Raw genomic sequence first — 25,341 nt, 5'->3', positions numbered from 1 at the left:
ATCAAGTGATGAGGAACTATCTTATTTTACGACAGAGTCAATAGTATAACTTGATTGTGCGATTGGGGTTAACGAATCTGTCATTTGATAAAATTTAACGTCATATCTGCCAGGTTGCCAACCTTTACTAGGAACAGCACTGACCCAATTCTGTTGTGAATTCTCAACAATGTATTTAGGTGAAAATAAAACAAGTTCTTGCGTATCCTGATTGACCCATTTCACAAAAACTTGCGTGTTAGGCGGGACTTTTCCAAATGTATCAAAATGTGCATAAATGAACTGTTGTTCATGAACTTCGTTGAGTGGCGTTGAAGCATTTGGCAGTGTAGGCGTGGTTGAAATCAGGACTTTACCCGATAAAGTATTCGATTCATCCTGATCTTGATTCATTTCTTCAAGCAATCTTTCGGCGAATTTTCTTTTATTACCAATGCCTTCAAAATGCTGATCAGGGAATGCTTGTTCCAGATAATGATCAATTTTGGATTCAGGTAAATTGTTTAAAATTTCAATAATTTTTTCTTGGTTGTTTTGACTGAGCATCACCACATTCGATGAATTTACCTGATTCAAATTATTACTCAGTTGATTGATTAAACCTGAGTCTGCGGTTGGTAAGTCATTGTTTGCGTTTGATGGGAATGCAGATTCTAAAGTTGGAGAAGACAATGTTGACGTAAAATACCCCAAGCTAAAGCTTACAAGAGCGATTATTATTATTGTTAGTGACTTTGACATACTCGGTTCAATTTTAAAAAATAGATTTAGCGATCAGTATTATTTCAATCTTTATTCAACCCCTATCCAACCATCATCGGAAAAACCAAGTCAATCATTGGATAGGAGGGATGTTGAGTGCTGAATTTAATGCTTAAAGATTAAGCGCAGACATATTTCATGCCATTGATTGAAATAGCTGTACCACTAAAGCTACTGCCGCCATTGATCACTTCGCTTGCAGTTTTGTTGGTTCCGGTCAGCATTTTAAGTGTTTGTGAACTTCCAGATGCTACGCAAACAGCAGTTTTAGGATTGGTTCCAGAAGTCACGCAACCTGTAGCGGTCACTGACAAAGTGGAATTTGCTTCTACACACTGTGCAGTAACCACAGCGGAGTTGTTATTATTTGAGTTGTTACCCGTGTTAGAGCCAGTAGTGGTACCTGAATTACTGCCACTATTATTGCTTTGAGCAGTGCCTGAAGAACTTGAATTACCATCCCCACCACCACAAGCACTCAGCACTGAAGCTAAAATAAAAACACTAAAAAAACGCATTGAATTTGACATAAATAGACCTATTATTTCTTAAATTTTGTTATTGAGTGTTAAAACTATATTTCTTGAAAAATGATATTAACATAAATTAATACAGAGTAAACACGTCGTAGGTCATTATTTTGGTTGATTGTTGTGACCTAATTTGCATTTAGATTGGGGTTCAAATTGAGAGTGATTTTTACAAAAAATCAAATTAAATGAGCATAACGATATTATTTTTAATCCGAATAAGGCTTTTAATACTAAAGAATTAGCCTAATTTTCCACTATTTTAAGAAAAAAAGCACATTTAGAGCAATTATTCCAAAGTTTATGTAACAAATTATGTCTAAAACCCCATTTTTTATATATAAGTATATGAAATATATATGATTTGGGAAATGCTATTTTGACAGCGTACAATGCCCCAACTGTGATTGAAATCAATCAACAATAAATACAGTAAAGAAAAAAGGCAGGATCGCGATGAATAACAATTACCGTAAACCGTTGCAAGGCACCCAGCTCGAATACTATGACGTGCGTCAAGCCGTTGAAGATATCCAGCCAGGCGCATATGCAACCTTACCCTATACGTCCAAAGTCTTGGCTGAGCAATTGGTACGCCGTTGTGATCCTGCGATTTTAGAGCAATCTTTAAGAGAACTGATTTTTAATAACCAAGACCATGATTTTCCATGGTATCCCGCACGTGTGGTCTGTCATGACATTCTAGGTCAAACCGCACTAGTCGACCTTGCAGGTTTACGTGATGCGATTGCAGAGCAGGGCGGTGACCCATCCAAAGTCAATCCTGTGGTTCCTACTCAGTTGATCGTCGATCACTCGCTAGCAGTCGAGTTCGGTGGTTTTGACCCCGATGCATTTGAGAAAAACCGTGCGATTGAAGACCGTCGTAATGAAGACCGTTTCCATTTTATTGAATGGACCAAAACTGCTTTTGAAAATGTCGATGTGATTCCTGCGGGTAACGGCATCATGCACCAGATCAACTTGGAGAAAATGTCTCCAGTGATTCAAAACCGTGGTGGTTTGGCGTATCCAGATACCTGTGTGGGGACAGATTCACATACACCGCATACTGATGCGTTGGGTGTGATTTCGATTGGAGTCGGCGGTTTAGAAGCTGAAAACGTGATGCTGGGTCGTGCTTCTTGGATGCGTCTACCTGACATTATTGGTGTGGAATTCGTCGGTCAGCGTAAGACTGGCATTACCGCAACCGATATCGTGTTGGCTTTAACCGAGTTCTTGCGTAAAGAACGTGTCGTGGGGGCATATTTAGAATTCTTTGGTGAAGGTGCAGACAGCATGTCAGTCGGTGACCGTGCCACGATCTCGAACATGACACCGGAGTACGGCGCAACGGCTGCGATGTTCTACATCGACCAAAACACCATTGATTATTTAACGCTGACTGGTCGTGAGCCTGAGCAAGTCAAACTTGTTGAAACGTATGCTAAAGAAATTGGTCTTTGGGCGTCAAGCATGACACAAGCGAAATACCCACGTGTACTTCATTTTGATTTATCGAGCGTAACACGTAACATTGCAGGGCCATCGAATCCACATGCACGTGTATCAACATCCGACTTAAAAGCCAAAGGCATTGCAGGTAACTTGGATGCTGCTCGTGCGCAAGAAGCTGAAGGCTTAATGCCAGATGGTGCCATCATTATTGCAGCCATTACTTCGTGTACCAATACCTCTAACCCACGTAATACGGTTGCAGCAGGTTTGCTTGCTCGTAAAGCCAATGAACTGGGTTTAATACGTAAACCTTGGGTAAAATCATCGTTTGCACCGGGGTCTAAAGCAGCTGCGCTTTACTTAGAAGAAGCAGGCGTGTTGAAAGATTTAGAACAGCTCGGTTTTGGGATCGTGGGCTATGCTTGTACCACCTGTAACGGGATGTCGGGTGCTTTAGATCCAGTCATTCAGCAAGAAATTATTGATCGTGATTTGTATGCGACTGCGGTACTTTCGGGTAACCGTAACTTCGATGGTCGTATCCATCCTTATGCAAAACAAGCGTTCTTGGCTTCACCGCCATTGGTTGTGGCTTATGCGATTGCGGGTACGATTCGCTTTGATATCGAAACGGATTCACTAGGAAACGATAAAGACGGTAATCCAATTTACTTAAAAGACATTTGGCCGTCGGATGAAGAAATTGATGCATTGGTGAAGGTTGCGGTTAAGCCTGAGCAATTCAAAAAAATCTACATCCCAATGTTTGATTTGGGCGTGAATGCCAAATCTGAAAGTCCGCTTTACGACTGGCGTCCGCAAAGTACTTATATCCGTCGTCCGCCGTATTGGGAAGGTGCACTTGCAGCACCACGTACACTCGCCAATATGCGTCCACTTGCGATTTTAGGTGATAACATCACCACAGATCATTTATCTCCATCGAATGCGATTGTGCTCGACAGTGCTTCGGGTGAATATTTGAAGAAAATGGGCTTGCCTGAAGAAGACTTTAACTCATATGCAACGCACCGTGGCGACCATTTAACCACGCAACGTGCGACATTTGCCAACCCGAAACTGTTTAATGAAATGGTAGTCCGTTCTGATGGTACGATCAAACAAGGTTCGAAAGCGCGTGTAGAGCCTGAAGGCGAAGTGATGCGTATGTGGGAAGCGATTGAAACTTATATGAACCGTAAGCAACCACTGATCATCATTGCAGGTAAAGACTACGGTCAGGGTTCTAGCCGTGACTGGGCTGCGAAAGGTGTGCGTCTTGCAGGAGTTGAGGCGATTGTGGCAGAAGGCTTTGAGCGTATTCACCGTACTAACTTGGTCGGTATGGGCGTGTTACCGCTTGAGTTTAAAGCGGGTATTGACCGTAAAACCTTGAAGTTGGATGGTACTGAGCTGTATAGCGTGATTGGGAACATTGCACCGCGTTCGACCTTGACTTTGGTGGTTGAGCGTTCAACGGCGGATGGTCAAAATGAAATCTTAGAGATTCCTGTGACCTGTCGTTTGGATACCGAAGAAGAAGTGCATGTGTATGAAGCGGGTGGGGTATTGCAACGCTTTGCACAGGATTTCTTGGAAGGGAATGTGGCTTGATAAATTAAGCTGAAAGTATTTGATATTGTTTTAAAAAGACCCTACATTTGTGTGGGGTTTTTTGTAGGAAATATTGAGAGATAATAGATGAATTACGATGATGATATAAATGAATTAAAATTGAGTGATTTTGACAAGAATGGATTACAAGTATATAGAAATTATAAAACTAGCTTTCACAAACATGAAATAAAACTATTTATTGAAGAGTGTGATAGAGGTATTTACGAAAATTTAAAAGATTTAGAACAAGTTTTAGACTTGATCATTCAAGAAGATATAAAATATTTACCAATAATTTTGTGCTCTTTTGCTGATGAGTGTTTTGAAAGACTTCTTAAAAGAATTATACCTGAAGGTGTTCCTGGAGGTTCAAAGTCTATTTTAGATGGCTTTGGGAGTGTATCTAGTTTTTCCAACAGAATTCAAATTGCATATATTTTTGATCTTCTTAGTAAAGATATTTTACTTGAGCTTAATAGCTTTAGAAAAATAAGAAATGATTTTGCTCATCAGTGGAATTTTGAAGAAAGTAAGAAAAAGTTAAGGACTATAATTAACTCTAGATCTATAAAGATTGAGGAACTGCTAATAGAAAATGGAAAAATTAGTGGCGACTTGGATGAAGATGAACAGTGGAAGTGCCATCTGGTTTTTTTTGTTGGAAGAATCTATTACGAATCAGAGCTTTATTATAATTGTATAAAAAAAGGGTTAAATCCAAGTACTGTACTTTATAGTGGTGAACAAACACCTAAACTCTTTAAAGAAGTAACAAAATTAGTTCATGAGTGCTTACAGAAGCATAAAGTTTAATTATATAAATAATGTGCGATTTAAAGTGCTAATAGGAATAATAATTGGTTGTAATTTAAACTTTTGGTACTTGGCATACGATATACCCCAAAACTAATGGAGTAGTTTCATGACTACTGCAAAACTTTTTATGACAGGTCTCAGTTAAATCACTTGTTTGCCTAAAGAATTTCGCTTTGAAGGCAAGGAAGTCGAAATCTTTCGTCGTGGTGATGAGATCATACTGCGAGAAAAACCAATCATAGTAGATCATCTATTTAAAGTTTTGTCACAAATGCCAGACGACTCTTATGAAGAAACAACAGTAGATGAAACAACACAATAACGAGAATTTATCTAAATTGAAAAATAAAAAGAATTTTTACGAGTAGAAGGACTTTAAGTAGAAAATCGGATCAGCAAATCTCTAAAGTAGTAAAATTTTATAGCGAAATAATCGTTAACCGATCTGCCATCATCTTGTAACAATTAGGTCAATTACAATCCATTTGCCTAAGTTATACTCGATGCACCATTTCTAAAACAACACGGAGAACGAAAATGGTTATAGCTGGCTCTAAACCTGGAACAGGCTTCTATTTTTGCGTTCAGTGCGGTCACCGCGCTTACTTAGAAATTGGTACAGACCGTTTACCCCCGTGTACCAAATGCCAAGGCAATCAATTTAACAATAAGAATGTCTAAGCGAAATATAAAAAACAGATAACCCTGTTTTTAAACAAAAGCCCTATTATCCAATAGGGCTTTTTTGTTACCCTCAGTTTATATTAACACCCAATAATCAACAATAAAGAAAGGTCAGCACATGGAAACAATCTTAGGTTTATGTATTGGCATTGGACTTAGCGCAGCATGTGGATTTCGCGTATTTGTACCCTTACTGGTCATGAGTGTGGCATCTCTCATGGGGTGGTTCGAACCGATGACAGGTTTTGAATGGCTCGCGATGCCATCGGTATGTATTGCACTGGGTATTGCCACATTCTTTGAAATAGGTGCTTACTATGTCCCTTGGGTGGATAACTTGCTCGACACCATTGCCACACCTGCGGCATTGGTGGCAGGGACACTTACTACCATGGCGGTCAGCACAGGGGAAATGTCACAGTTTGCTGGTTGGGCATCTGCACTGATTGTCGGTGGTGGAACAGCAACAGCGGTGCAAATGAGTACGGTGGCAGTGCGTGGACTGTCTACCGCAACCACAGGCGGACTTGCAAACCCTGTGGTGTCTACAGGGGAATGGGTCAGTGCATTGGTCATCTCGATTTTATCGTTCATCGTACCCGTGTTGGTGGTCATCGTCTTTGTGATTGCTTTAATTTGGGTGGTACGCTGGATTAGCCGAAGAAAACGTGAAAATACTCAGACGGATCCTATTTAGCTTTTACTATTCAATTTTGTGAAATCATGCTGTGATAGTCGATTGTTTCATGGGTGCAAGGGTATTTGGGTGTAGGGGAGTAATTAAGATCATGTTGAGATGGTTTTAAATTCCATTATTTTCCATATTTACTCTTTAATTTTTTCATAAAAGACAAGATTTGGTAATTTTTATTGAAATATGGTTATATTTGGAAAATATTTTTTAAAAATAAATAGAATCAATCGATCTTAGGAAATTAATCCCGATCACGATTGGCTACTATATATCTCAAGGGTGTGACGGGAATCGAAAAGAGTAGCATGCTGTGAGCGGCGCAAAACGCGAGTGCAGTACTTACCCAAAAGGTCTCGATTCGGCTTAGGACGCTATAGATTATCCATTTATAGGCACATGGTTATAACTTACAAAGTTAGACTCGTTGAAGTAAAACATGATATGTTTTTCCCAACACCCTTAAAATTCTCATAGAAAAATAATAATTTCTCAAATCTCAAATCTCAAATCTCAAATCTCAAATCTCAAATCTCAAATCTCAAATCTCAAATCAAATAAGCGATGTAAATTGACATGCACAGACTCAATTGCTATTTTTCCGCATCTTTTTTAATGTGCTGGATCTAATGGCTCGAAACGGTAATTTTGTCTATATGCCTCAGCAAGAACCACTCAAAATAATCTATGAAGATGAGGATTTGGTGGTGATTGATAAACCTGCAGGATTATTGTCTGTACCTGGACGTTTACCTGAACATCAAGACAGTGCCTATTTAAGAGTGTTGGCAGAATTTCCTGAGGCAAAAATCACGCATCGTTTAGATATGGCGACGTCCGGCATTTTGATGTTTGCCAAGCACCGCGATGCAGAAGTTGCGGTGAGTAAAATGTTCCAAGCGCGCAGCGTCCATAAAAACTATATTGCGTTGGTACAAGGTCATTTAAAAGGCGAAGGACGTGTAGAAGTACCCTTAATTACCGATTGGGAAAATCGCCCGCGTCAAATGGTACATTTTGAACTGGGTAAACCCGCGCAGACGCTTTATCAAGGGCAGTCTTATGATGAAGATCAGGATATTACGCGGGTATTATTGACACCTATCACCGGACGTTCACATCAGCTGCGTGTACATATGCAATATATTCGGCATCCGATCATAGGAGATCAGTTTTATCATCCTGATTATCGCCAGTCAGCATTAAAACGGATGGCATTGCATGCCAGTGATTTGGCATTTAAGCAGCCACTCAGCGGAATTGATGTTGCAATAAAAGCGCCTGTGCCTTTTTAATCACATCTCACACTATTCTATGCAGCACTACGCCGATTTTGGCTATCCTTTATTTTTCTAGATTGCATCTGCAAACTGATTCTAAATGATGATTACAAGGTTTAAGAATGAACCTAAATGACGCGGATTAAAAAACCCAAATCGTAAAATTGAAACAATTGTGATTTAATCTAAGTAGAATGCTCGTGCCGCATAATGATGAAGATAAGGAATCCCACATGAATCGTGACTTTAAACTGTATCCAGATGATGACAATGGCAATGTACTTTGGCAAATGGCGCAAGATGGTGACGACCTGACCGAAGCGCATGAGATCGAATACTCCATTGCCTTTACCAGCAAAGAGCAAGCTGAAAAATGTGCACTGTTTTTACTCCAAGAAGAACAAAAAATCAGTTTGTTTATCGATGAAGAAACGGATGTTGCAGAATGGATTGTGACCATTTACGTGTATATGGAACCTGAGTATTCAGACATTGTAGATCTAGAAGAATGGTTCACCAAAATCGCCAATGATCATGGCGGTGAGTATGATGGTTGGGGATGTATGGCCTATGTCTATGATGATGAAGACGAAGATGATTCGACCGCTACAAATGCAGAGTTTCAAAGTTAATTGAGCTAGACCCTGATTCAATGCTTTATGCATGATTAAACCTGATATTGTGAAAAAACCTAAGCCAATATTCGACTTAGGTTTTTTTTGAAGTCTAGCCAATATTGATGTGTCTCAATTAATCCTTAAATTTAATAAGGGTATGGGCTGCTTTTATACGGAAAAATGCTATATTGCACGCAAGTGTAAATTTAATGTGGATTTTTTATGTCTTTGCCTGGTTGCCCAAAATGTAATTCAGAATATACCTACCAAGATGGTGAGCTGCTGATTTGCCCAGAATGTTCACATGAATGGAAAGAGGATGAAATCTCTGAAGATACCGTGATCATTAAAGATGCTAACGGCAACGTCCTCGCAGATGGTGATACGGTCACTGTGATCAAAGATTTGAAAATTAAAGGCTCATCTTCAGTGGTGAAAGTAGGTACGAAAGCCAAAAATATTCGTTTGCTGCCCGATGCTTCAGATGGTCATGACATTGACTGTAAAGTCGATGGCTTTGGCGCGATGAAGCTTAAATCTGAATACGTCAAAAAAGCATAATTTTCAGGATGATTTAAGCGCTAAATTTTCTAAAAATTTAGCGCTTTTTTATGTAAGTTATAGTTTTGAAAAGGTATCTTTGATCAGTGCAAATAGGATGAAAAGTGAGAATAAATAAATCTTTAGATAGATTTTAGAATTTAAATATACATGGATATTGAAGCATAGAGCAAAAGACAACAATATTTTGCTTAACTTTAAAATTTGCATCTGAAAACCATAAATCCACTGCTTCAATCACTCAATTTTAAAATAATTCACTATGGTTAAGATTCCAAGAAGAACATGAAATAAAACTTCTATTGATTGAGTCTAAATGTATTAGTTTTAATTTTTATTAATTTAAACGGCATAAAAGCCCATAAAAACAAATTAAATTAAAATATAAGTAAAATTCTCTTATCAAAAATATTAAAAAATGCTAACTTCGTCACAGTATAAGAGCGAGAGGCAGTGTTTAATGTCTATTCAAATTGATGGCGATCCAATTGCGGCAAAAGAGGTTTTAGCGCAAGTCAAAATTTGGGACAAAGTTATTATTGGTCATAAGGTTTCAGACCTTGTCCAACAGTGCGCCAATGATGTGAGCATGTTTGACATCAGTACTCAGCAAAATGGTGTGGAGGAATATAAAAGTGCATGGGAAAAATTTAGTCCTTATTTTATAGAAGGCACACAAATCACTCGACGTGATGTAAAAATTTATGCCAGTGAAGAACTTGCTGTCATGCATTGTCATTCAAAAGTCGAACATGAAGCACTCAAAGGCAAACTTCAAATGCCTTGGTGTCGCACCACATTGTGTATGCAAAAACGAGACAATCAGTGGTGTGTTGTCCATCAACATATTTCAATACCAGTCGATCTGACTACAGGAAAAGCCATTGTGCTTAAAGATAAACCGAAATTAAGATTATTAACCTAAGGTCTGTTTGCCTTGATGAGAAAACTGATGGTTTTATAAATCGACACCTTTAAAAGTGATGCTTTTAAAAGTAATGCTTTTAGAAAATGATCATTTGAAAGTTGTGAGCTTTTAAGCTTTGTTCTTCAAACAAAGCTTTTTTTATACCTATAGTATTTTAATAGCGATAGGCTTGGTTTGAGTGTGCTGCAGATACTTCGGTTTTAGACACCATTTTATAGCTGGATTTAAATTTTAAGCTACATTGCCTTCAAGCCTAAATCGAGCGCTTCTTCTATGTTTTTGTCAAAACGGACAGCGATACTTTTAACTTTGGATTTTAGCACTGACCATGCTTTTTCAATTGGATTTAAATCTGGACTGTAAGCAGGCAAGTACATGATTCTACAGTTAAAGTCTTTGGCTAGTTTTTTGATATCTCCGTTCTTATGAATCGAAGCGTTATCTAGAATCAGCAGATGTCTTTTGGTCTTATCTTGATTATCTTTGGTTAAATTTTCAAGTAGATATCTCAACCATCCCGTGAACATTGCTCGATCGCATGAACCTTGAAAAATCAAAGGGTAAAGGAACTGATACGCTGAATTAGACCTCACAGCACTGATGATACTTAATCTTTTACCATGACCACCCAATTTTAAAGCAGCGCAACGACTGCCTAGTTTAGACCAACCATATTGCGCTGTATCTGTGGTGTTTATCCCAGACTCATCAATATAAAGAATCTGATCTTCCCCAAACTCCTCTTTCCATTGCGGAAGAAACCAGTTGAATACAGCCCTTGTTATTTTGTCGGCTTGCTTATAGAGAAAACTCTTTTTTTACGTGTCCAACCAAGTCTATGAATGGCTTTTAACAGGGTTGAGTAAAGGATTGGATACCCAAACTTTTGTTCAAATAAAGGGATGAGATCTTTCACTTGAGAAAATTCAGTAGTTTCAATAAAGTGTTTGAAAGCATCCATATCCTTGATTTTAGTGGGTCGACCTGCATTGATTTTAGGCTGTTTCAATTCTCCAGTGGTGTTTTGAAGAAGAATCCAATCATCCAAAGTGGTTCTAGATATTTTAAAGGTTTTACATGTATATGATTTGTGATTATTTTCTTCATAAAACTGCATGACTTTTTCACGTAAATCCACTGAATATACTTTAGGCATGATCTTGAACAAATTAATTTTTTATCATTGTATCCTAAAATAAGATTGCAGCTATATCTTGTTTAAGTGAGCAATGATCGGCACACTTTGAGTTGATCTTTTACTGAGCGTAAATAGCTTATGGCATTTGATGATTTTTATCGCATGAGTTCACATGCAGTCATCCAAAATGAATTTGGTCAGATTCTATTGCTTAAAGCCAATTATGCTGATGCCTCTTGGGGTTTACCGGGTGGTGGTTTGGATCATGGAGAAACCATTCATCAAGCCCTATACCGTGAATGCTTTGAGGAACTGGGTTGTCACGTAGACATTAAATATTTGTCTGGGGCTTATTTTCATGCAAATGTGAATGCGCATGCTTTTATCTTCAAATGTCAATTAAAACCGCCGTATCAGATTCAGCTGAGTCTTGAGCATTCAGCCTATGCATGGTTTGAACTTGATCTGCTTTCTGAAATACAAAAAATACGCGTGCTGGATTGTTTAAAGCATGAGGGCACTGTGATCAGCCGAAGTTTTTAGGTTTTTAAATTTCTAGATTTTTAAGTTTTTAGCTTTTGAGAGAGGCTCATCTTATGATTTCAACAATAAACGATTTAAATGATCAAGAGGCATTAGAGATTGCCACTCAAATGATGAATGAGGTAATGGATGCATCGACCCAAAAGGACTATGCACGACATATTCGGCATTTCTCTAAACGTGCGCAAAGTATGTTGGATGAAAAGCAGTTTGAAATTGTCTGCGAGGTCTACCAAAAAAAATACGGCTTCTTTCAAGATCGAGAGTTTGTCGCCTTATTTCGTCGAGCTGATTCGATTGCTTTTATTTGGCGGCAGCGCTATAGCAAAGCACAAGGAGATTTTGTCGCAGAGATGGTGATGATTCTTGAAGAGGGTGAATATAAGGTGGATCATGCCTATGTATTTTAAGCTGATTTCATGATTGACATGATTAATCTACAGTGCTGAGCTTTTACACTTTAATACAACTTAGTGACCATTATCACTATTCAAAGCAAGCTTAATTCTGATTAAATGTGAAGTTAAATTAAAGAATTTATTCATAAAGATAACAATGATGATTGCTAATATATTTTCAGCATTAGAGCAATTGGGGTTAAGCGCTCAAAAACGTGCCATTCACGTACAATTTTCTAATCCTGCATTAAACACTGAGGTGTTTTTACAACGCATCGATGGACAGCATGCATTGAACCAAGGTTCAACTGCCGAACTGATCTGTCTATCCACCAATGCCACGATTTCTCTGAAGCAATTTATTGGCTGTCAAGTCGCAGTCGACCAAGTGACGGACAAAGGCACACTGTTTCGTAGCACCGGCATCATCACTGAAGCCGCTCAAGGGCAAAGTGATGGATCTCTCACGCTTTACAAACTAACGCTGTCAGATCCCACTGCACTGTGGCATAAACGCCGTAACAGCCGCGTGTTTATGAACAAGTCTGCGGTTGAAGTGCTCGAAACCCTGTTCCAGGAATGGCAAAACAAAAGTCCACTGTTTGCATCGAGCTTAAGTCTAGACCTCAGTGGTCTGCAGCAACACTACGATGTCCGTCCCTTCATCATGCAAAGCAATGAAACGGATTATGATTTTATTACGCGATTGCTCCGAAGCGAGGGTATCAATTGGCTTATTGACGAAGCCCAAGCCATCGTTGCCACATCAGCAAGCCCGATTGAAGCGCAGAAACTCCGCCTAATTGACGACAACAGCCAATACCAAGCGCTTGAACGTAGAAACATCCGCTTCCACCGCAGCAGTGCCACAGAACAACAAGACAGCATCACCAGCTTTATCGGACAACGGACACTACAACCAACAGCTGTACACGTGCAACGCTGGCAAGCCGATGTTTTGGAACAAGAAGAAGGCGCAGGCACCGTCCAAAGCAAACACAAACATAGCAACAACCAAGACAATGCAAGTTTAGGTTTAGAACAAGCATGGCACGTCAGTCCAGCCTGGATGCAAGACCTGAAAGGTGAAGACCAAGCCACAGCTTCAAACAACAGTCAAATTGAAAAGCTGAACCAAAACCTCAGCAACTACTACGATGCGCAAAGTAAACAATTTATTGCCCACTCAACGGTACGCGATACCCAAGTCGGCTACTGGTTTGAACTGAGCGAACACCCAGAGATTGATCAACATAGTGGTTCAGACAAAGAGTTTCTGATTACAGCGAAGCACTACTACAACCAAAACAACCTGCCCAAAGACTTGAATGAACAGATCAACCAACTGCTCAAACAGAGCAATTGGACAGTAGGCAACAGCACAAACACCCATAACTCAAATCAAAAACCGAATCAACAAGAACGCCAAGGCAACAGCTTAACGCTGCAACGCCGCAATATCCCGACTGTTCCAGAATACAACCCACTCGAGCACCGCCCAGCAGCACATCCACAACGCGCCAAAGTCGTCGGTCCAAGTGGCGAAGAAATTCATGTAGATGAATGGGGACGCATTAAAGTCCGCTTCCTGTTCTCAAGATCCGAGGACAACCAAGCCGATGGTGGCGCAGGCTCCAACAACAACGACACCGATTCTGCATGGGTGGATGTACTGACCCCATGGGCAGGTGAAGGTTACGGGGCACGCTTCCTGCCACGCATTGATGAAATCGTGGTCATCGACTTCTTCGACGGCAACATCGACCGACCATTTGTGGTGGGTCGTATTCATGAAGCACAGCGCAGTCCAACCCAATTTGACACCAAAGGCCAACTGCCAGAGACCAAAAAGTTGGCAGGCATCCGTTCCAAAGAAGTTCAAGGCGAAGGTTATGGACAACTGCGCTTTGATGACAGCACAGGACAGATCAGTACTCAACTGCAAAGCAGTCATGGCGCAAGTCAGCTTAACTTAGGTAATCTCAGTCACCCTAAAGAGACCGAGACCAGTGAAGGACGAGGTGAAGGCTTTGAACTCAGAACCGATCAATGGGGTGGAATCAGAGCAGGGCAAGGTTTACTGCTGACGACTCATAGTCAAGGCGAAGCCAGTGGCCATCATTTGGATGCCAACGAAGCGAAGAGTCAGATCGAAAGTAGCTTAAACAATGCCAAAGCCTTAAGTGAAGTGGCGAAGAATCAGCAGACGGATCCGCTTGAAGTACTGGAAAATATCCAAGGCTTTATTGAAAGTCTTGCAAAAGAAGATCAAGCTAAAGCGGATGCGTTTAAGTCTGCTGTCATGTTACTTGCTTCGCCAAATTCGATTGCGCTTGCGACCAATGAAGATATTCATATCTCAGCAGATGGTCAGATCAGTCAGAGTGCAGGCGATAGTATTAATATTTCTACACAGAAGTCACTTGTGGCTCACGCAAGCCAAAAGATTAGCCTATTTGCAGCGCAAGAGGGTGCAAGGTTATATGCAGCTAAAGGTAAAATAGAGATACAAGCGCAAGGTGATGGCGCTGATCTTATTGCACGTAAAGGTATTCAGATTATATCGACGGAAGATACCATTGAGATTAAGAGTCCTAAAGAAATTATTTTGACGGCTGATGGCTCGCAATTAAAGATTAATGGATCTGGTATTTTTCCTACCACTGGTGGGAAGTTTGAAGTGAAGGCAGGGCAGCATTTGTTTGTGGGTGGAGCTAATCAAACATTACGATTACCGAAACTACCTCAATTAGTCCTTGCTGAAGGCCCTTTCTCTGGAAGATTTCAGCTTTTTAAAACAAACGGTCGAAATTTCGAAGGTTACAAATATTTTATTAAAGATAAGAATGGAAATGTTTTAAAAGAAGGTATCACCGATAATCAAGGTTTTACAGAACAGGTCGTGACCGAGAAAAGTATAAAAATAGAGACTTATAAATCTGTTATGAGAGAAAGTGAGCGTATTACTGAAAATTGGGAAAGCAAATTGGATTCAATGGTTAAACGCACAGGAGAAGATTAATGGCAGTTCCTGTTATATTAGGGATTATTAAAATTGCTGGTTATGCGATTGCAGCCTATGAGCTTTATCATGTGGGAATGAATATATATACGGAAGTTGAAGCATATAAAAATAATATTAAAAAAGCTAAAGATGAAATGAAAAAAATGATGAAATCTTTAGATTTAGAGATTTCAGATAATATTGATAAAAGAACTGAATTAGCTCAACTTAATGCTATAACAGGATCAGATAAACAAAGTCCAGTTACAAAAAATCCTTCAGGTCGAGGTGCAAGTGTGGCTGGTATACCTGTTGCGATTATGCAAAAAATTCCATTTAGACCTGTGATTAGTAAAGTATGTGAAACAGCTGATCAATTACCTATGGTTCAATTACGTGCGAAGAAAGGTCAAAAATTTAAGGATGCTATTCCAAAAAGCAAAGTGACTATTGTCGCTAAATTATTGAGTATGACTGTCGAAGAATTCACAGATGCTTCAATTGAAGAATTTACCATTGTTAGATTAAAGCAGCTGGCTGTTAATTTCATGATTGAATGTATGGATGAACTACTGACATGGCGCGGTCCTTTAAAAGTTGAAGTTTGTTTTCCTTTTAATGCGAGAATGAATCAATTTCAAAACCCACCTATGGATGGAACAACACGTCTAAAACGTTCTGGTAGTGATATTAATCCATTTTGGCCGATGCCAAGTCGCGCACGTGGCACGATCAGTGCTGATATTGCAATACCAGAATATAGGGCTGAAGCACTTTCACTAACGAATATTTTTGCTTTGGTGGAAATTAAATTTCAAGGGGATAGAATTCAGGAAGAGCAATTTAATAAATATAGACAACTAAATGTACAATGTAAAAGTGCTAAATATTTGAGTGGCGTTACAACAAGCGAAGGTTTTAAGCTATCGTTATTTCGGTATCCTGAAGACAAGACACCAGAAGGATCAAATAATGAGAAACCACAAGCAGGTTCATCTAATAATCGTCGTGGAAGAAACTAGCTGGTTAAAAAATAAGGATCTATAGATGAGCACGTCAAATTCATATTTAAATGAACAAGAAATTATAGAATTAGTTAGGGATATTCCTCTTGATACATCCATACTTTACGGGGAGGAAAATAATGAATTTGGAGTTTGTCCATATATCACATTTTATATTTATCATCAAAATGAAAGTATTGATCAGATAGGCAATAAAATAATCGAAATTTATGAAGAATTTGAAAATTTAATTATAGATAAACCATTTAAATTAAGGTATCAAAGTGATCCAAGTGACTGGAAGGATGCTATTAAAACCAAAAAGAATAAACAACAACTTATTGAGATTATGAAAACTAGTCTATATAAGCATATGGTTTACTTCATTGGAGCCACTACTGCTGATTCTAATCTTCAAAGTCCACGATGGGGTTTTAAAGGAAGTCTTCAAGAAATCAATACAATGTATTCACAAGTTAAATTTAATTTTGGAGATAAATGGTATAAATCCAATCAGGCAATTTGGAATTCGTTTATTAAAAAATGCCTAGTTAAACTTAATCCAATTCAAGCCTATAGTGGATATGAGATTGGTAATGTTGGTCAGTTTTCTTTCATTTCACCAGAATTTGAAACGGTTGAACGAACCTTTTCAGAATTTTTTTATGGACTAGATATTGATCATCAAAATATGGACTTATCTCATGAAAATATGTTTGTAGAAGAGGATCGCGATGCTTTAGGTGGTGGTATTCGTACCCCTACCTGGTGCTTTTTACTTTCACCGTATTGGTTAGCAAAGTTGGGTTTAAGTGAAGAACAAATTCGAGAAAAGCTGAATGATCCACGTATTGAAATAACGAAAATAGAGGATTCAGAAAATCCTAATCAATATAGTTTATGGATACATTTGGGCGAACTCTCACTTTATCCAGTTGAAGAGGGTGTACCTGATTTATTAGTCATGGCGAATGAACTCATTAAACCTATTCGTTGTGACAATTTAAAACTCACGACTTTAGACGCGTGGGATGATGACCCAAATCCACGCTTTGATGCGGTAAGTGCGAAACAGTGGATTGCACGATTTGATGAAGACAGTACTTGGCCCGAATTAAAACGAGTGGACATCGAAGTCCAAGAACAAGAAAGAATTGATATTGTTACAGCAGGAAGCCCATGCCCACACGAAGGCTATTGGCACACCTTTGCCAAAGAAAACACACGTCAATACTTTAAACAGGGAGATATTTTCCCTAACTTTGAAAGTGATTGGGGTGATGTTTATTGGCAGTTTGATGCGGAAGAATAATTAATGACCCTCCAAAAACTCTTCACCCAAACTCAAGAAAACTATGAGCTTATTCCGCAGTTTCTCGACCAACTTTTGGAATCTGAGGTTTACTGCCTCGGGGTTCAAGACGCTGACAATACCATCCAATTTCAAGTTTTAGAAACTGCTGATGGTGAACAAGCCATTCCCTTTTTTCTAGGACTTGAAAGCATTTACAGTGCCTTTGGTTCACAGGTGGAACATTTCACTATCAATACTCGAAAAATGTTGGAAATGACCCAAGGTGCCACTTTAGTTTTAAATCCTACATCGGAACTCTCTAAAGAATTTTCTCCAGAAGAAGTTCAATCGATCCTGAATATGGATACTGAATAAATGATTTTGAAAAGCCTTTGAACACGTCAAAGGCTTTTGTTTATAGCAAAGTGATAATCCATGACTATTGAGTTGCTTTGAGCTTTTCAAGAATTTCAGTCAACTGCTTAATTCGCTTTACTTCATTCCAAAGCAATTTCGCTTCAGGGTAATGCTTCGACATCATCCCAATCCATTGCTTATAGCGCCCAACCATATTGATTTCTTTTTTATAGGGGCCACTCAAAAAGCGCACTTGAAGTGCGACCAATTCATCCCAAGTGATCAATGGTTCATTGGTATTTTGACGGATACATTGCGTGATATCTGGGGTGGTTACAGCTGCTCGACCAATCATTAAATCTTCACAGCCTGACTCATTTTGGCACTGTTTCGCATCGGCATTGGTCCAAATTTCACCATTGGCAATTACATTAATTTTTAAAGCGTCTTTAATCGGTTTGAGCTGATCCCAAAATGCCGGTGGCGTATAACCCTCGGCTTTAGTCCGTGCATGAACGGTGAGCCATGAGGCGCCTGCATCTTCAATGGCATGGGCATTGTCCAAGGTATAGTTTCGATCCATATAGCCCAAGCGCATTTTTGCCGAAACTGGAATATGATTTGGAACTGCATCACGCACGGCTTTGACCAACAGATGTACCGTTTCAGGCTCATCGAGTAGAACCGAACCCCCACGGTGTTTATTTACGGTCTTGGCAGGACAGCCAAAATTTAAATCAATTGCGGGCGCACCCAATGCCACAGCACGTAATGCATTGGCAGCTAGCATTTCAGGATCATTACCTAAGAACTGAACGTGTACAGGTGTGCCTGCCGCTGTTTTACCGCCAGTTAAAAGTTCAGGACAATAACTATGATAAACATGATCAGGCAGCACAGAATTGGTCACACGAATAAACTCAGTTACACACCAATCGAAGCTGCCCACATGCGTCAACACATCACGCATAATTGGGTCGGTTAAACCTTCCATGGGGGCAAGGATGAGTTTCACAGCAATTACCTGATTAAATCAAAAAGAGGGTTATACGTTTTTTTGCAGATGAAGTCTAGAAAAGGCGTTTAAATAAGCTAAATGAACTGACGCCCTGAAGCATCAAATTATCTAAATAAAGCCAATTTTAAAATATAGATACGTGAGAATAAAACTTAATATTTAAGGTTTATTTTTTAGGGAGATGTATTCAATCTCATCGACTAACCATGATCGCGTTAATTTTACATTGATCTACGATTTAAGATTAACGTCATCAAAAGCTTGCTGATTTTGGCAAAATGGCATGGTTTGAGTACCATCTACATACTTGACTATCCACTTCCTGCATCCACCTCGGCTCCCATACTTTCTATCGACTAATTCAACAGTCGCCACTTCAGATTTCGACAGCGTCAGACTGACTAAGGCTAAGTAATATAAGCTCATATTTACCAAAAGCATGATCACTAAAATTAACCCTAAATAAGCGAAAAAATTCTTGAAAAGACTGCGCCAACCGTTGAACATTATTGCAATAATGAACGTTAATAGTATGCACAAACCTGTAATAATTTTAGCTACAAGTAGCGTGTTTTCATGAAAGGCATAGGGTGGAGGCGCAAATTTAGTGATGAGTGCCCATACTACGGGCAAAATGAGCGCAAGTGAGGTAGTCATAGTTATAATTACTTTTTTTAAATTAGAGGTCATTCTGATTGCTCAATTCAGTACTTTTAAGTGTTTTTATTTTTGAATAAAAGATAAATAGACGTTTCAATCTGTTTTATTGGACTTTATTTATGATGAGTTAAGTCAGAAATATAGGTGAAAATAGTATTTTAGTGTATGGCTCTGGGTATTTCTTTTATCGAACGAGATGAATTTAGATGTGATCTAAACTCATCTGCCGATGACCATTTCCAAAATAAACTTAGAGCCTATAAAGCCAATAGCCAATAAAATGAAACCAACGATGGTAAAACGTCTGGCTTTTTGCCCCCGCCAGCCAAATTGATAATGACCAAACAGTAAAGCGCCATACACAAACCACGACACAATACTAAATGCCGTTTTATGCGCTAGGTGTTGGGCAAAGAAGTTATCAATGGTGAAGAAGCCAAACAGCAAGGCAGCAGTTAACAGCGCAAAACCGGTAATGAGCATATCAAACAGTAGAGATTCCATCGCTTGAAAAGATGGAAGCAGATTGACCCAAACGCGATGTTTTTGTTTATTGCGTAATTCACGGTCTTGTAGCCATAACAGCACAGCATGGATGGTGGCCATGAGTAAAACCGCATAAGCCGATAAGGACAGAATAATATGTAGATCTAAACCGAATGAATTTTGTTTTAATTCTAAGATGGGTTGGCTCATCGCGAAGCCAAAGATTAGACCCAAAGCAGCCACAGGAATGCCAATCAGATTCAGTGCAATCACAGGTCGATAGGTGCTATAGAGCAAACTCAGTAACAGCATTAATGCCGAGGTAAAGGACATCAAATTGAAGACATTATAGTTAATGCCCAGCGGTGTATTCAAGTCAAAATATAAAACCACCGCATGTAACAGCAGACCTAAACCAGAAATAAGACCGATAAACCAATGGTTTGGTGTACGTTTTGACATTAAGTGTAAAAACAAATACCAAAAAGATGTGGTATAAGCAAATAATGCTAAAATTGTGTAAACCAAAGGGAGGCTAATCATGTCAAACCTTTTTCTGGATGCTGAATATTCATGTGATGAGATATAAATTCCATGTGAACTACAGTATCCTATAGCATCTTATGCATAAATTTTCTATTTTAAGAAAGATTTTTTTGCAACAACCATTTTAAGCGGATTTTGCAATGTTTGATACCTTAACAGAACGACTCACGCAGAGTTTAAGAAATGTTACTGGCTCAGGGCAACTGACCGAAGACAACATTAAAGATACGCTACGTGAAGTACGTATGGCCCTGCTAGAAGCTGACGTTGCCTTACCTGTAACTCGTGAGTTTATCGCGAAAGTTAAGGAAGAGGCATTGGGTCAAGAAGTGATGACTCAGCTTTCTCCCGGGCAAGCTTTCGTCAAAATTGTTCATGATGAACTGACCAAAATGATGGGCGCGGCGAACGAAAGCCTAGACCTTGCTGCGAAACCACCGGTTGTGGTGTTGCTTGCAGGTTTACAAGGTGCGGGTAAAACCACGACGGCGGCCAAACTTGCACGCTTCTTAAGTGAGCGTCAAAAGAAAAAAGTGGCGATGGTGTCTGCCGACGTATACCGTCCAGCGGCGATTAAACAGCTACAAACGGTTGCGGGTGAAGTCGGTGCAATTTTCTTAGCATCCAGCGCGGATGAAAAGCCAATTGACATTGTTCATCGTGCGATTGAACAAGCAAAAATCCAATTTGCAGATGTGCTCATTGTCGATACTGCAGGTCGTCTGCATATTGATGATGACATGATGGACGAAATTAAAGAACTTCACGCCGCAATTAACCCGACTGAAACCTTGTTCGTGGTCGATGCCATGACGGGTCAAGATGCGGCAAATACTGCCAAAGCCTTTAATGATGCATTACCTTTAACCGGTGTGATCCTGACCAAAACTGATGGTGATGCACGCGGTGGTGCTGCACTTTCTGTGCGTGCCATTACCGGTAAGCCAATCAAATTCTTGGGTATGGGCGAAAAGCTCGATGCCTTAGAGCCATTTCATCCTGAACGTATCGCACAGCGTATTTTGGGCATGGGTGATGTCCTGTCTTTGGTCGAAGAGCTTGAACGCAAAGTCGATAAAGAAAAAGCCGAAAAAATGGCGCAGAAATTGCAAAAAGGCGGAAGCTTCAACTTTGAAGATATGCTGATGCAGTTTGAACAAATGAATAAAATGGGCGGCATGATGGGCTTCTTGGACAAGCTGCCGGGCATGAGCAACTCAGGTATTCAAGATGCGCTTGCGCAAGCCAACCCTGAAAAGCAAGTGAAAAAGATGGAAGCGATTATCCAATCGATGACCATTAAAGAACGCCGTAATCCAGACTTGATGAACCCAAGCCGTAAGAAGCGTATTGCTTCAGGCTGCGGTATGGATGTGGTGGAAGTGAATAAACTGATTAAACAGCATGCTCAGATGGCAAAAATGATGAAGAAATTCTCTAATCCATCAGGTATGGCGAAAATGATGAAATCATTGACGGGCATGCAGAAGAAATTCGGTGGCGGTGGGGGTATGGGTCCGTTATTTGGTGACAACACACCTAAAAAATAAGCGGATACATTAGCCATGATAAAAGGTGCCTTGTGCACCTTTTTTTATGATGAGCATTCTATGATGGCTATTATATGAGTCACATTGTATGAGGGATATAAAAGGGCGAGTCACTTACAGTTTTTAGCAAAGTCCCCACATTTTCCGAAGACGGGTTCAGGCAAGATAGAGTCTATTCAGGATGATGAACAGGAGTACCCATGGCGCAAGTGAATGTCATACACGGTTATACCGCAAGTCCAGAAGAAAACTGGTTTCCATGGTTGCAAGCGAAGGCTGATCTCCACGGCATTGATCTGAATGTTTTACGTCTTGATCCTTCAGAACGGCCAAAATTACAGGTCTGGGATCAGCAGATTCACGATCAGCTGGGATCTTTGAATGAAGACAGTGTACTGATCGCGCATAGTTTAGGCTGTCTAGCGACATTGCATTATCTGAGTCATGAATTACAGCAGCAACGCATCCGCAAGCTGATTTTGGTGGCCGGTTTTAATGGTCGTCTGGGGCGGCTAAATGAAGTCAATGCTTTCATTGATGCAGCGGTCATCGATTTTGAGTTGTTAAAGCAACAGATTGCAGAGCGGGTGGTGATTTATTCCGAAGGGGATGACCGAGTCTTGCCAGATTTTAGTCTGGAACAGGCACGAAGTCTGAATGCCAGAGTGATCGCTGCACAGCACCAAGGACATTTTATTGACTCGGAAGATTGCACTGAATTGCCTGAAGTTTGGCAGGAAATTATGGGTGTGATTCCTACTGAGTAATAGGTTTAATGATCCTATGCGCGCAGCACTCAGTCTCTGTATCGGACACAGCTTGAATGCGCACATGATGGCAATGAGGCAGGCAGGATATTTTGCAAGCAGTGATGGTGATGAGGCGTTCCCTCAGTCATCGCAATACGTGCAACCTATTTTATTACACGCCAAGCCATGACAAAGATTAAAAAAAAGCAGCGATTCGACGCTGCTTTTTTAAGAATCTAAGAATGTAAACATAGAGATGCTCAGGTTGAAGATGAGTTGATCTCTTCTTCTAATTCGGCATAAATCGCATTGATGATTTCAGATTTTTGTTCATCATCCTCGACCAATTGACCTTGCTTATCCCAAATTTTGCTCTCGACCCACTCATAGTCTTCATTATTTTTTAAGCTAATTTCAGCCGCTTTTGTACCTGATGAATACCAAAGACGCTGTTTGATCAGTTCCGCTGTGGTTTCACTTTCAAGTCCGAGCTTACCATTGCTGTAAAAAGATTGAGAGGGGCCAACTTCTTTGCCGTCTTCAAATGTACCTGTGTAAGAGACTTTCCCATTTGGATGATATAGCGTTACAGGACCACTCACATAGTCGTTTTCAAAGCTGAATAATCCGATCGGATCTTTAATCCAAAGTGGAGAAGACTGCTGAGTTTGCGTCTTTTGATAGAAGTCTTGAACCAAGAAGCGTCCGTCTTTATCACGGCCCAATAGCTTACGGTAATAGCCATCTTCAATAGGAATAAGTGAATAGCTTGGGTCAATGGTGGATGCACAGCCACAATCTTGCTCATTCGGGGTTTTACTAAAATAGGAAATGATGGGCTGATTCGTGCTGAGCTGTTGTTGAACAGCTGGCGGAATTTTTTGCGCATTCGGCGCCATACTGGTACAGCCGGTAAATAAGACATTCATACCTAGAAGGACAGATGAAAAGATGGTGCTTTTATTCATAATTATTACTCGTAAGTCTTAGATTAAGTACACTATTTTTGGATTATTGTGCTGTACTTGACAAAGTATAAGTGAAAAAAAGCGATCAACCTTTTAAATCATTTAAAAATCACAAAAATTCAACAATTTCGTGGCGCAATATTTGGCTGGTTTTACGTGGGCTGCTGTGCGATATAGATTTTTAAGCCTTTAAGCAATAAATCTGGCTCAATCCTTGGATTAAAATCATTCAGATAGGCTGCAAATAAAGCAGCATCGCCTCCAGTGAGGATCAACTGGCGTGGGGATTGCAACATCACTTGACGAATGGTACTGAGCAATCCAAAGAAAATGCCATGATGAACTGCATCAATGGTATTCCTTCCAGGACTGAGTTCAGAGAAGGCCATATCGGGAATTTTAATGCCTTTGGTGTTTTGAATGAGCGAGTTACGCTGTAAATACAGATTGGGTAAAATATAGCCACCCAAGTGCTGCAAGCCTGCAGTCAAATCAATCGTCAACGCTGTACCACAGCTCACCACACATAAATTCTGCTCAGCGCTCGCCACCGCCAAGACTTGTAACCATCGGTCGATACCGAGTTGACCGATATTGTCGTAACCACAAATTAAACCTGAATATTCAGCATGTACTTTGGCAAAGGTCACAGGCACATCTAACATTCTTAAAATGCGCAGAATACGATCATTGTTTTTTTTGTCTTGAACTGAAGAAATACCCACATGATCCAGCTCTAAGGATTTGAAATGCTGAATCAAACCCAGCATTAAATCTGCAGGGGACTGAAGATGAAGCTCAGCAGCCTGTTCAATCACCTGTTGGTCTTCAGTGATCCAGTATTTTAGACGGGTATTACCAATATCAAGCCAAAGACGTTTCATGCTGTATTCCCTAGATTTATTGCGCTACTTTAAGCCGTAGGCGACCTTGATAAAAGCCTTCCAGGCTTTGGTTGATCAAAATATTGATGCGACCATCGTCTGAGATGCCCTTAAAGATACCTTCAATGGTTTGATGACTTTGCTCAAATTCAACCGCTTGATTCATAAAGGCAGCATAATGATTAAAGCGAGCTGACAGGTTGTAGCTGCCGTGCTCAAACCATTGTCCAGCTTGTTGAATGGCCAAGTAAAGCTCACTGATGATTTGAATCCGATTCGGGTACTGCACACCCAGTTGCATCAATGAGGTGGTGTGCTGATCGGGCAGTGGTGTTTCTAAAGGAAACAGATTAATCCCAACACCAATGATCGCCTGATTCGAACCAATCGGTTCAACCAAAATCCCGCCCCATTTGCCTTGTGAGCTGTACAGGTCATTGGGCCATTTGATTTGTATGTCGCTGAGGCTTTTTAAGCTCGGGGTCTGCAAAATATTTAAGGCAATTTCAAGAGACAAGCGCCCGTCTAAGGGTGTTCGTGTTTCCAGTAATGTGCTTAAATAAATATTGCCTGCAGGCGAGACCCATTCTCTTTGATGCTGACCCCTACCTTGGGTTTGCATTTCACTACACACCAAAATGCCTTGAACACCACGATTGGCCAGCGCTCTGACTTCATCGTTGGTGGATGTGGTGATTTGTTTGAGCAAGAGAACTTCGGGAAGTTGCTGTGCATCACTGAGCAGTTGTCGAAGATGACGAGTCTCTAAATCCATATTGAATATGAGAAGAGTAA

27 protein-coding genes are annotated in these 25,341 nt (G+C 40.0%); 17 read left to right on the top strand and 10 right to left on the bottom strand.

All coding sequences use genetic code 11. The annotated features are described in order from the left end of the window. Positions 1-21 precede the first annotated feature (21 nt). Positions 22-693: a hypothetical protein gene (locus AMD27_RS12720; RefSeq protein ID WP_150115779.1), complete on the bottom strand. Its 672-nt coding sequence runs from the start codon at positions 691-693 to the stop codon at positions 22-24. A 188-nt stretch (positions 694-881) separates the two neighbouring features. Next, on the bottom strand, positions 882-1,292 hold the full coding sequence (locus AMD27_RS12715; RefSeq protein ID WP_150115778.1) for a hypothetical protein: 411 nt from the start codon (positions 1,290-1,292) through the stop codon (positions 882-884). 456 nt (positions 1,293-1,748) lie between these two features. Here AMD27_RS12715 and acnD point away from each other — a divergent pair, with 456 nt between their 5' ends. From acnD to AMD27_RS12680, 9 genes are all read left to right on the top strand, one after another. Then, on the top strand, positions 1,749-4,367 hold the full coding sequence (gene acnD, locus AMD27_RS12710; RefSeq protein ID WP_067661159.1) for a Fe/S-dependent 2-methylisocitrate dehydratase AcnD: 2,619 nt from the start codon (positions 1,749-1,751) through the stop codon (positions 4,365-4,367). A gap of 87 nt (positions 4,368-4,454) precedes the next feature. Beyond that, positions 4,455-5,183, top strand: coding sequence for a hypothetical protein (locus tag AMD27_RS12705; RefSeq protein WP_067661157.1), 729 nt, complete (start codon positions 4,455-4,457; stop codon positions 5,181-5,183). Positions 5,184-5,340: 157 nt separating this feature from the next. Further along, positions 5,341-5,508 carry an antitoxin gene (locus AMD27_RS18220; RefSeq protein WP_228140665.1) on the top strand — a complete coding sequence of 56 codons (168 nt, stop codon included), beginning with the start codon at positions 5,341-5,343 and terminating at the stop codon, positions 5,506-5,508. 188 nt (positions 5,509-5,696) lie between these two features. Beyond that, on the top strand, positions 5,697-5,867 hold the full coding sequence (locus tag AMD27_RS18215) for a zinc ribbon-containing protein (RefSeq protein WP_228140756.1): 171 nt from the start codon (positions 5,697-5,699) through the stop codon (positions 5,865-5,867). Positions 5,868-5,988: 121 nt separating this feature from the next. Further along, positions 5,989-6,567 (top strand): DUF4126 domain-containing protein, encoded by a 579-nt coding sequence (locus AMD27_RS12700; RefSeq protein WP_067661155.1) that lies wholly within the window; start codon positions 5,989-5,991, stop codon positions 6,565-6,567. A gap of 623 nt (positions 6,568-7,190) precedes the next feature. Beyond that, on the top strand, positions 7,191-7,856 hold the full coding sequence (locus tag AMD27_RS12695) for a pseudouridine synthase (protein WP_067661153.1): 666 nt from the start codon (positions 7,191-7,193) through the stop codon (positions 7,854-7,856). Between the two features lie 218 nt (positions 7,857-8,074). Beyond that, the gene (locus AMD27_RS12690) at positions 8,075-8,473 is read left to right on the top strand and encodes a ribonuclease E inhibitor RraB (protein WP_067661151.1); all 399 of its coding nucleotides are present in this window, start codon (positions 8,075-8,077) and stop codon (positions 8,471-8,473) included. A 207-nt stretch (positions 8,474-8,680) separates the two neighbouring features. Continuing rightward, on the top strand, positions 8,681-9,019 hold the full coding sequence (locus tag AMD27_RS12685; protein WP_067661149.1) for a zinc ribbon domain-containing protein YjdM: 339 nt from the start codon (positions 8,681-8,683) through the stop codon (positions 9,017-9,019). Positions 9,020-9,479: 460 nt separating this feature from the next. Beyond that, a complete protein-coding gene (locus tag AMD27_RS12680) occupies positions 9,480-9,944 on the top strand; it encodes a nuclear transport factor 2 family protein (protein WP_067661147.1) in 465 nt (154 codons plus the stop codon). A gap of 239 nt (positions 9,945-10,183) precedes the next feature. Here the strand turns inward: AMD27_RS12680 and AMD27_RS18210 are convergent, their stop codons facing one another. Then, entirely contained in the window at positions 10,184-10,732 is a 549-nt protein-coding gene (locus AMD27_RS18210; protein ID WP_081405901.1) for an IS630 family transposase, read from the bottom strand. Then, positions 10,729-11,103 (bottom strand): IS630 transposase-related protein, encoded by a 375-nt coding sequence (locus AMD27_RS12670; RefSeq protein WP_067655598.1) that lies wholly within the window; start codon positions 11,101-11,103, stop codon positions 10,729-10,731. Before AMD27_RS12670 ends, AMD27_RS18210 begins: the two co-directional genes overlap by 4 nt. 120 nt (positions 11,104-11,223) lie before the next feature. On the opposite strand from AMD27_RS12670, the gene AMD27_RS12665 reads away from it, so the two are divergent. The 6 genes from AMD27_RS12665 to AMD27_RS12640 all read left to right on the top strand — a co-directional run bounded on the left by AMD27_RS12665 (position 11,224) and on the right by AMD27_RS12640 (position 17,703). Continuing rightward, complete coding sequence (locus AMD27_RS12665) at positions 11,224-11,628, top strand: NUDIX hydrolase (RefSeq protein WP_067661145.1); 405 nt, start codon at positions 11,224-11,226, stop codon at positions 11,626-11,628. A 53-nt stretch (positions 11,629-11,681) separates the two neighbouring features. Beyond that, positions 11,682-12,038, top strand: a complete 357-nt coding sequence (locus AMD27_RS12660; RefSeq protein ID WP_067661142.1) for a hypothetical protein — start codon at positions 11,682-11,684, stop codon at positions 12,036-12,038. Between the two features lie 145 nt (positions 12,039-12,183). Next, positions 12,184-15,048 carry a type VI secretion system Vgr family protein gene (locus tag AMD27_RS12655; protein ID WP_067661140.1) on the top strand — a complete coding sequence of 955 codons (2,865 nt, stop codon included), beginning with the start codon at positions 12,184-12,186 and terminating at the stop codon, positions 15,046-15,048. Beyond that, a complete protein-coding gene (locus AMD27_RS12650) occupies positions 15,048-16,052 on the top strand; it encodes a hypothetical protein (protein WP_067661138.1) in 1,005 nt (334 codons plus the stop codon). The genes AMD27_RS12655 and AMD27_RS12650 overlap by 1 nt, the downstream gene beginning before the upstream one ends. Positions 16,053-16,077: 25 nt before the next feature. Beyond that, on the top strand, positions 16,078-17,346 hold the full coding sequence (locus tag AMD27_RS12645; RefSeq protein ID WP_067661136.1) for a type VI immunity family protein: 1,269 nt from the start codon (positions 16,078-16,080) through the stop codon (positions 17,344-17,346). A gap of 3 nt (positions 17,347-17,349) precedes the next feature. After that, positions 17,350-17,703 (top strand): SseB family protein, encoded by a 354-nt coding sequence (locus AMD27_RS12640; RefSeq protein WP_067661134.1) that lies wholly within the window; start codon positions 17,350-17,352, stop codon positions 17,701-17,703. Between the two features lie 64 nt (positions 17,704-17,767). Here the strand turns inward: AMD27_RS12640 and AMD27_RS12635 are convergent, their stop codons facing one another. From AMD27_RS12635 to AMD27_RS12625, 3 genes are all read right to left on the bottom strand, one after another. Continuing rightward, positions 17,768-18,700, bottom strand: coding sequence for a tRNA dihydrouridine synthase (locus AMD27_RS12635; RefSeq protein ID WP_212846448.1), 933 nt, complete (start codon positions 18,698-18,700; stop codon positions 17,768-17,770). A gap of 234 nt (positions 18,701-18,934) precedes the next feature. Beyond that, positions 18,935-19,393 carry a hypothetical protein gene (locus tag AMD27_RS12630; RefSeq protein ID WP_067661129.1) on the bottom strand — a complete coding sequence of 153 codons (459 nt, stop codon included), beginning with the start codon at positions 19,391-19,393 and terminating at the stop codon, positions 18,935-18,937. 189 nt (positions 19,394-19,582) lie between these two features. Further along, entirely contained in the window at positions 19,583-20,392 is an 810-nt protein-coding gene (locus tag AMD27_RS12625; protein WP_067661127.1) for a cytochrome C assembly family protein, read from the bottom strand. A 143-nt stretch (positions 20,393-20,535) separates the two neighbouring features. Between AMD27_RS12625 and ffh the strand changes: the two genes are divergently transcribed. Next, the gene (gene ffh, locus AMD27_RS12620) at positions 20,536-21,945 is read left to right on the top strand and encodes a signal recognition particle protein (RefSeq protein ID WP_067661126.1); all 1,410 of its coding nucleotides are present in this window, start codon (positions 20,536-20,538) and stop codon (positions 21,943-21,945) included. Between the two features lie 200 nt (positions 21,946-22,145). Continuing rightward, complete coding sequence (locus tag AMD27_RS12615) at positions 22,146-22,712, top strand: RBBP9/YdeN family alpha/beta hydrolase (protein WP_067661124.1); 567 nt, start codon at positions 22,146-22,148, stop codon at positions 22,710-22,712. A gap of 242 nt (positions 22,713-22,954) precedes the next feature. Here the strand turns inward: AMD27_RS12615 and AMD27_RS12610 are convergent, their stop codons facing one another. The 3 genes from AMD27_RS12610 to AMD27_RS12600 all read right to left on the bottom strand — a co-directional run bounded on the left by AMD27_RS12610 (position 22,955) and on the right by AMD27_RS12600 (position 25,321). Beyond that, a complete protein-coding gene (locus AMD27_RS12610; RefSeq protein ID WP_150115777.1) occupies positions 22,955-23,662 on the bottom strand; it encodes a toxin-antitoxin system YwqK family antitoxin in 708 nt (235 codons plus the stop codon). A 152-nt stretch (positions 23,663-23,814) separates the two neighbouring features. Next, a complete protein-coding gene (locus tag AMD27_RS12605) occupies positions 23,815-24,546 on the bottom strand; it encodes a type III pantothenate kinase (protein WP_067661120.1) in 732 nt (243 codons plus the stop codon). Positions 24,547-24,562: 16 nt separating this feature from the next. Then, complete coding sequence (locus tag AMD27_RS12600; RefSeq protein ID WP_067661118.1) at positions 24,563-25,321, bottom strand: biotin--[acetyl-CoA-carboxylase] ligase; 759 nt, start codon at positions 25,319-25,321, stop codon at positions 24,563-24,565. Positions 25,322-25,341 lie beyond the last annotated feature (20 nt).

This window comes from Acinetobacter sp. TGL-Y2, from assembly GCF_001612555.1.
Taxonomy (GTDB): domain Bacteria; phylum Pseudomonadota; class Gammaproteobacteria; order Pseudomonadales; family Moraxellaceae; genus Acinetobacter.
This window is presented reverse-complemented; position numbering and strand designations above follow the sequence as displayed.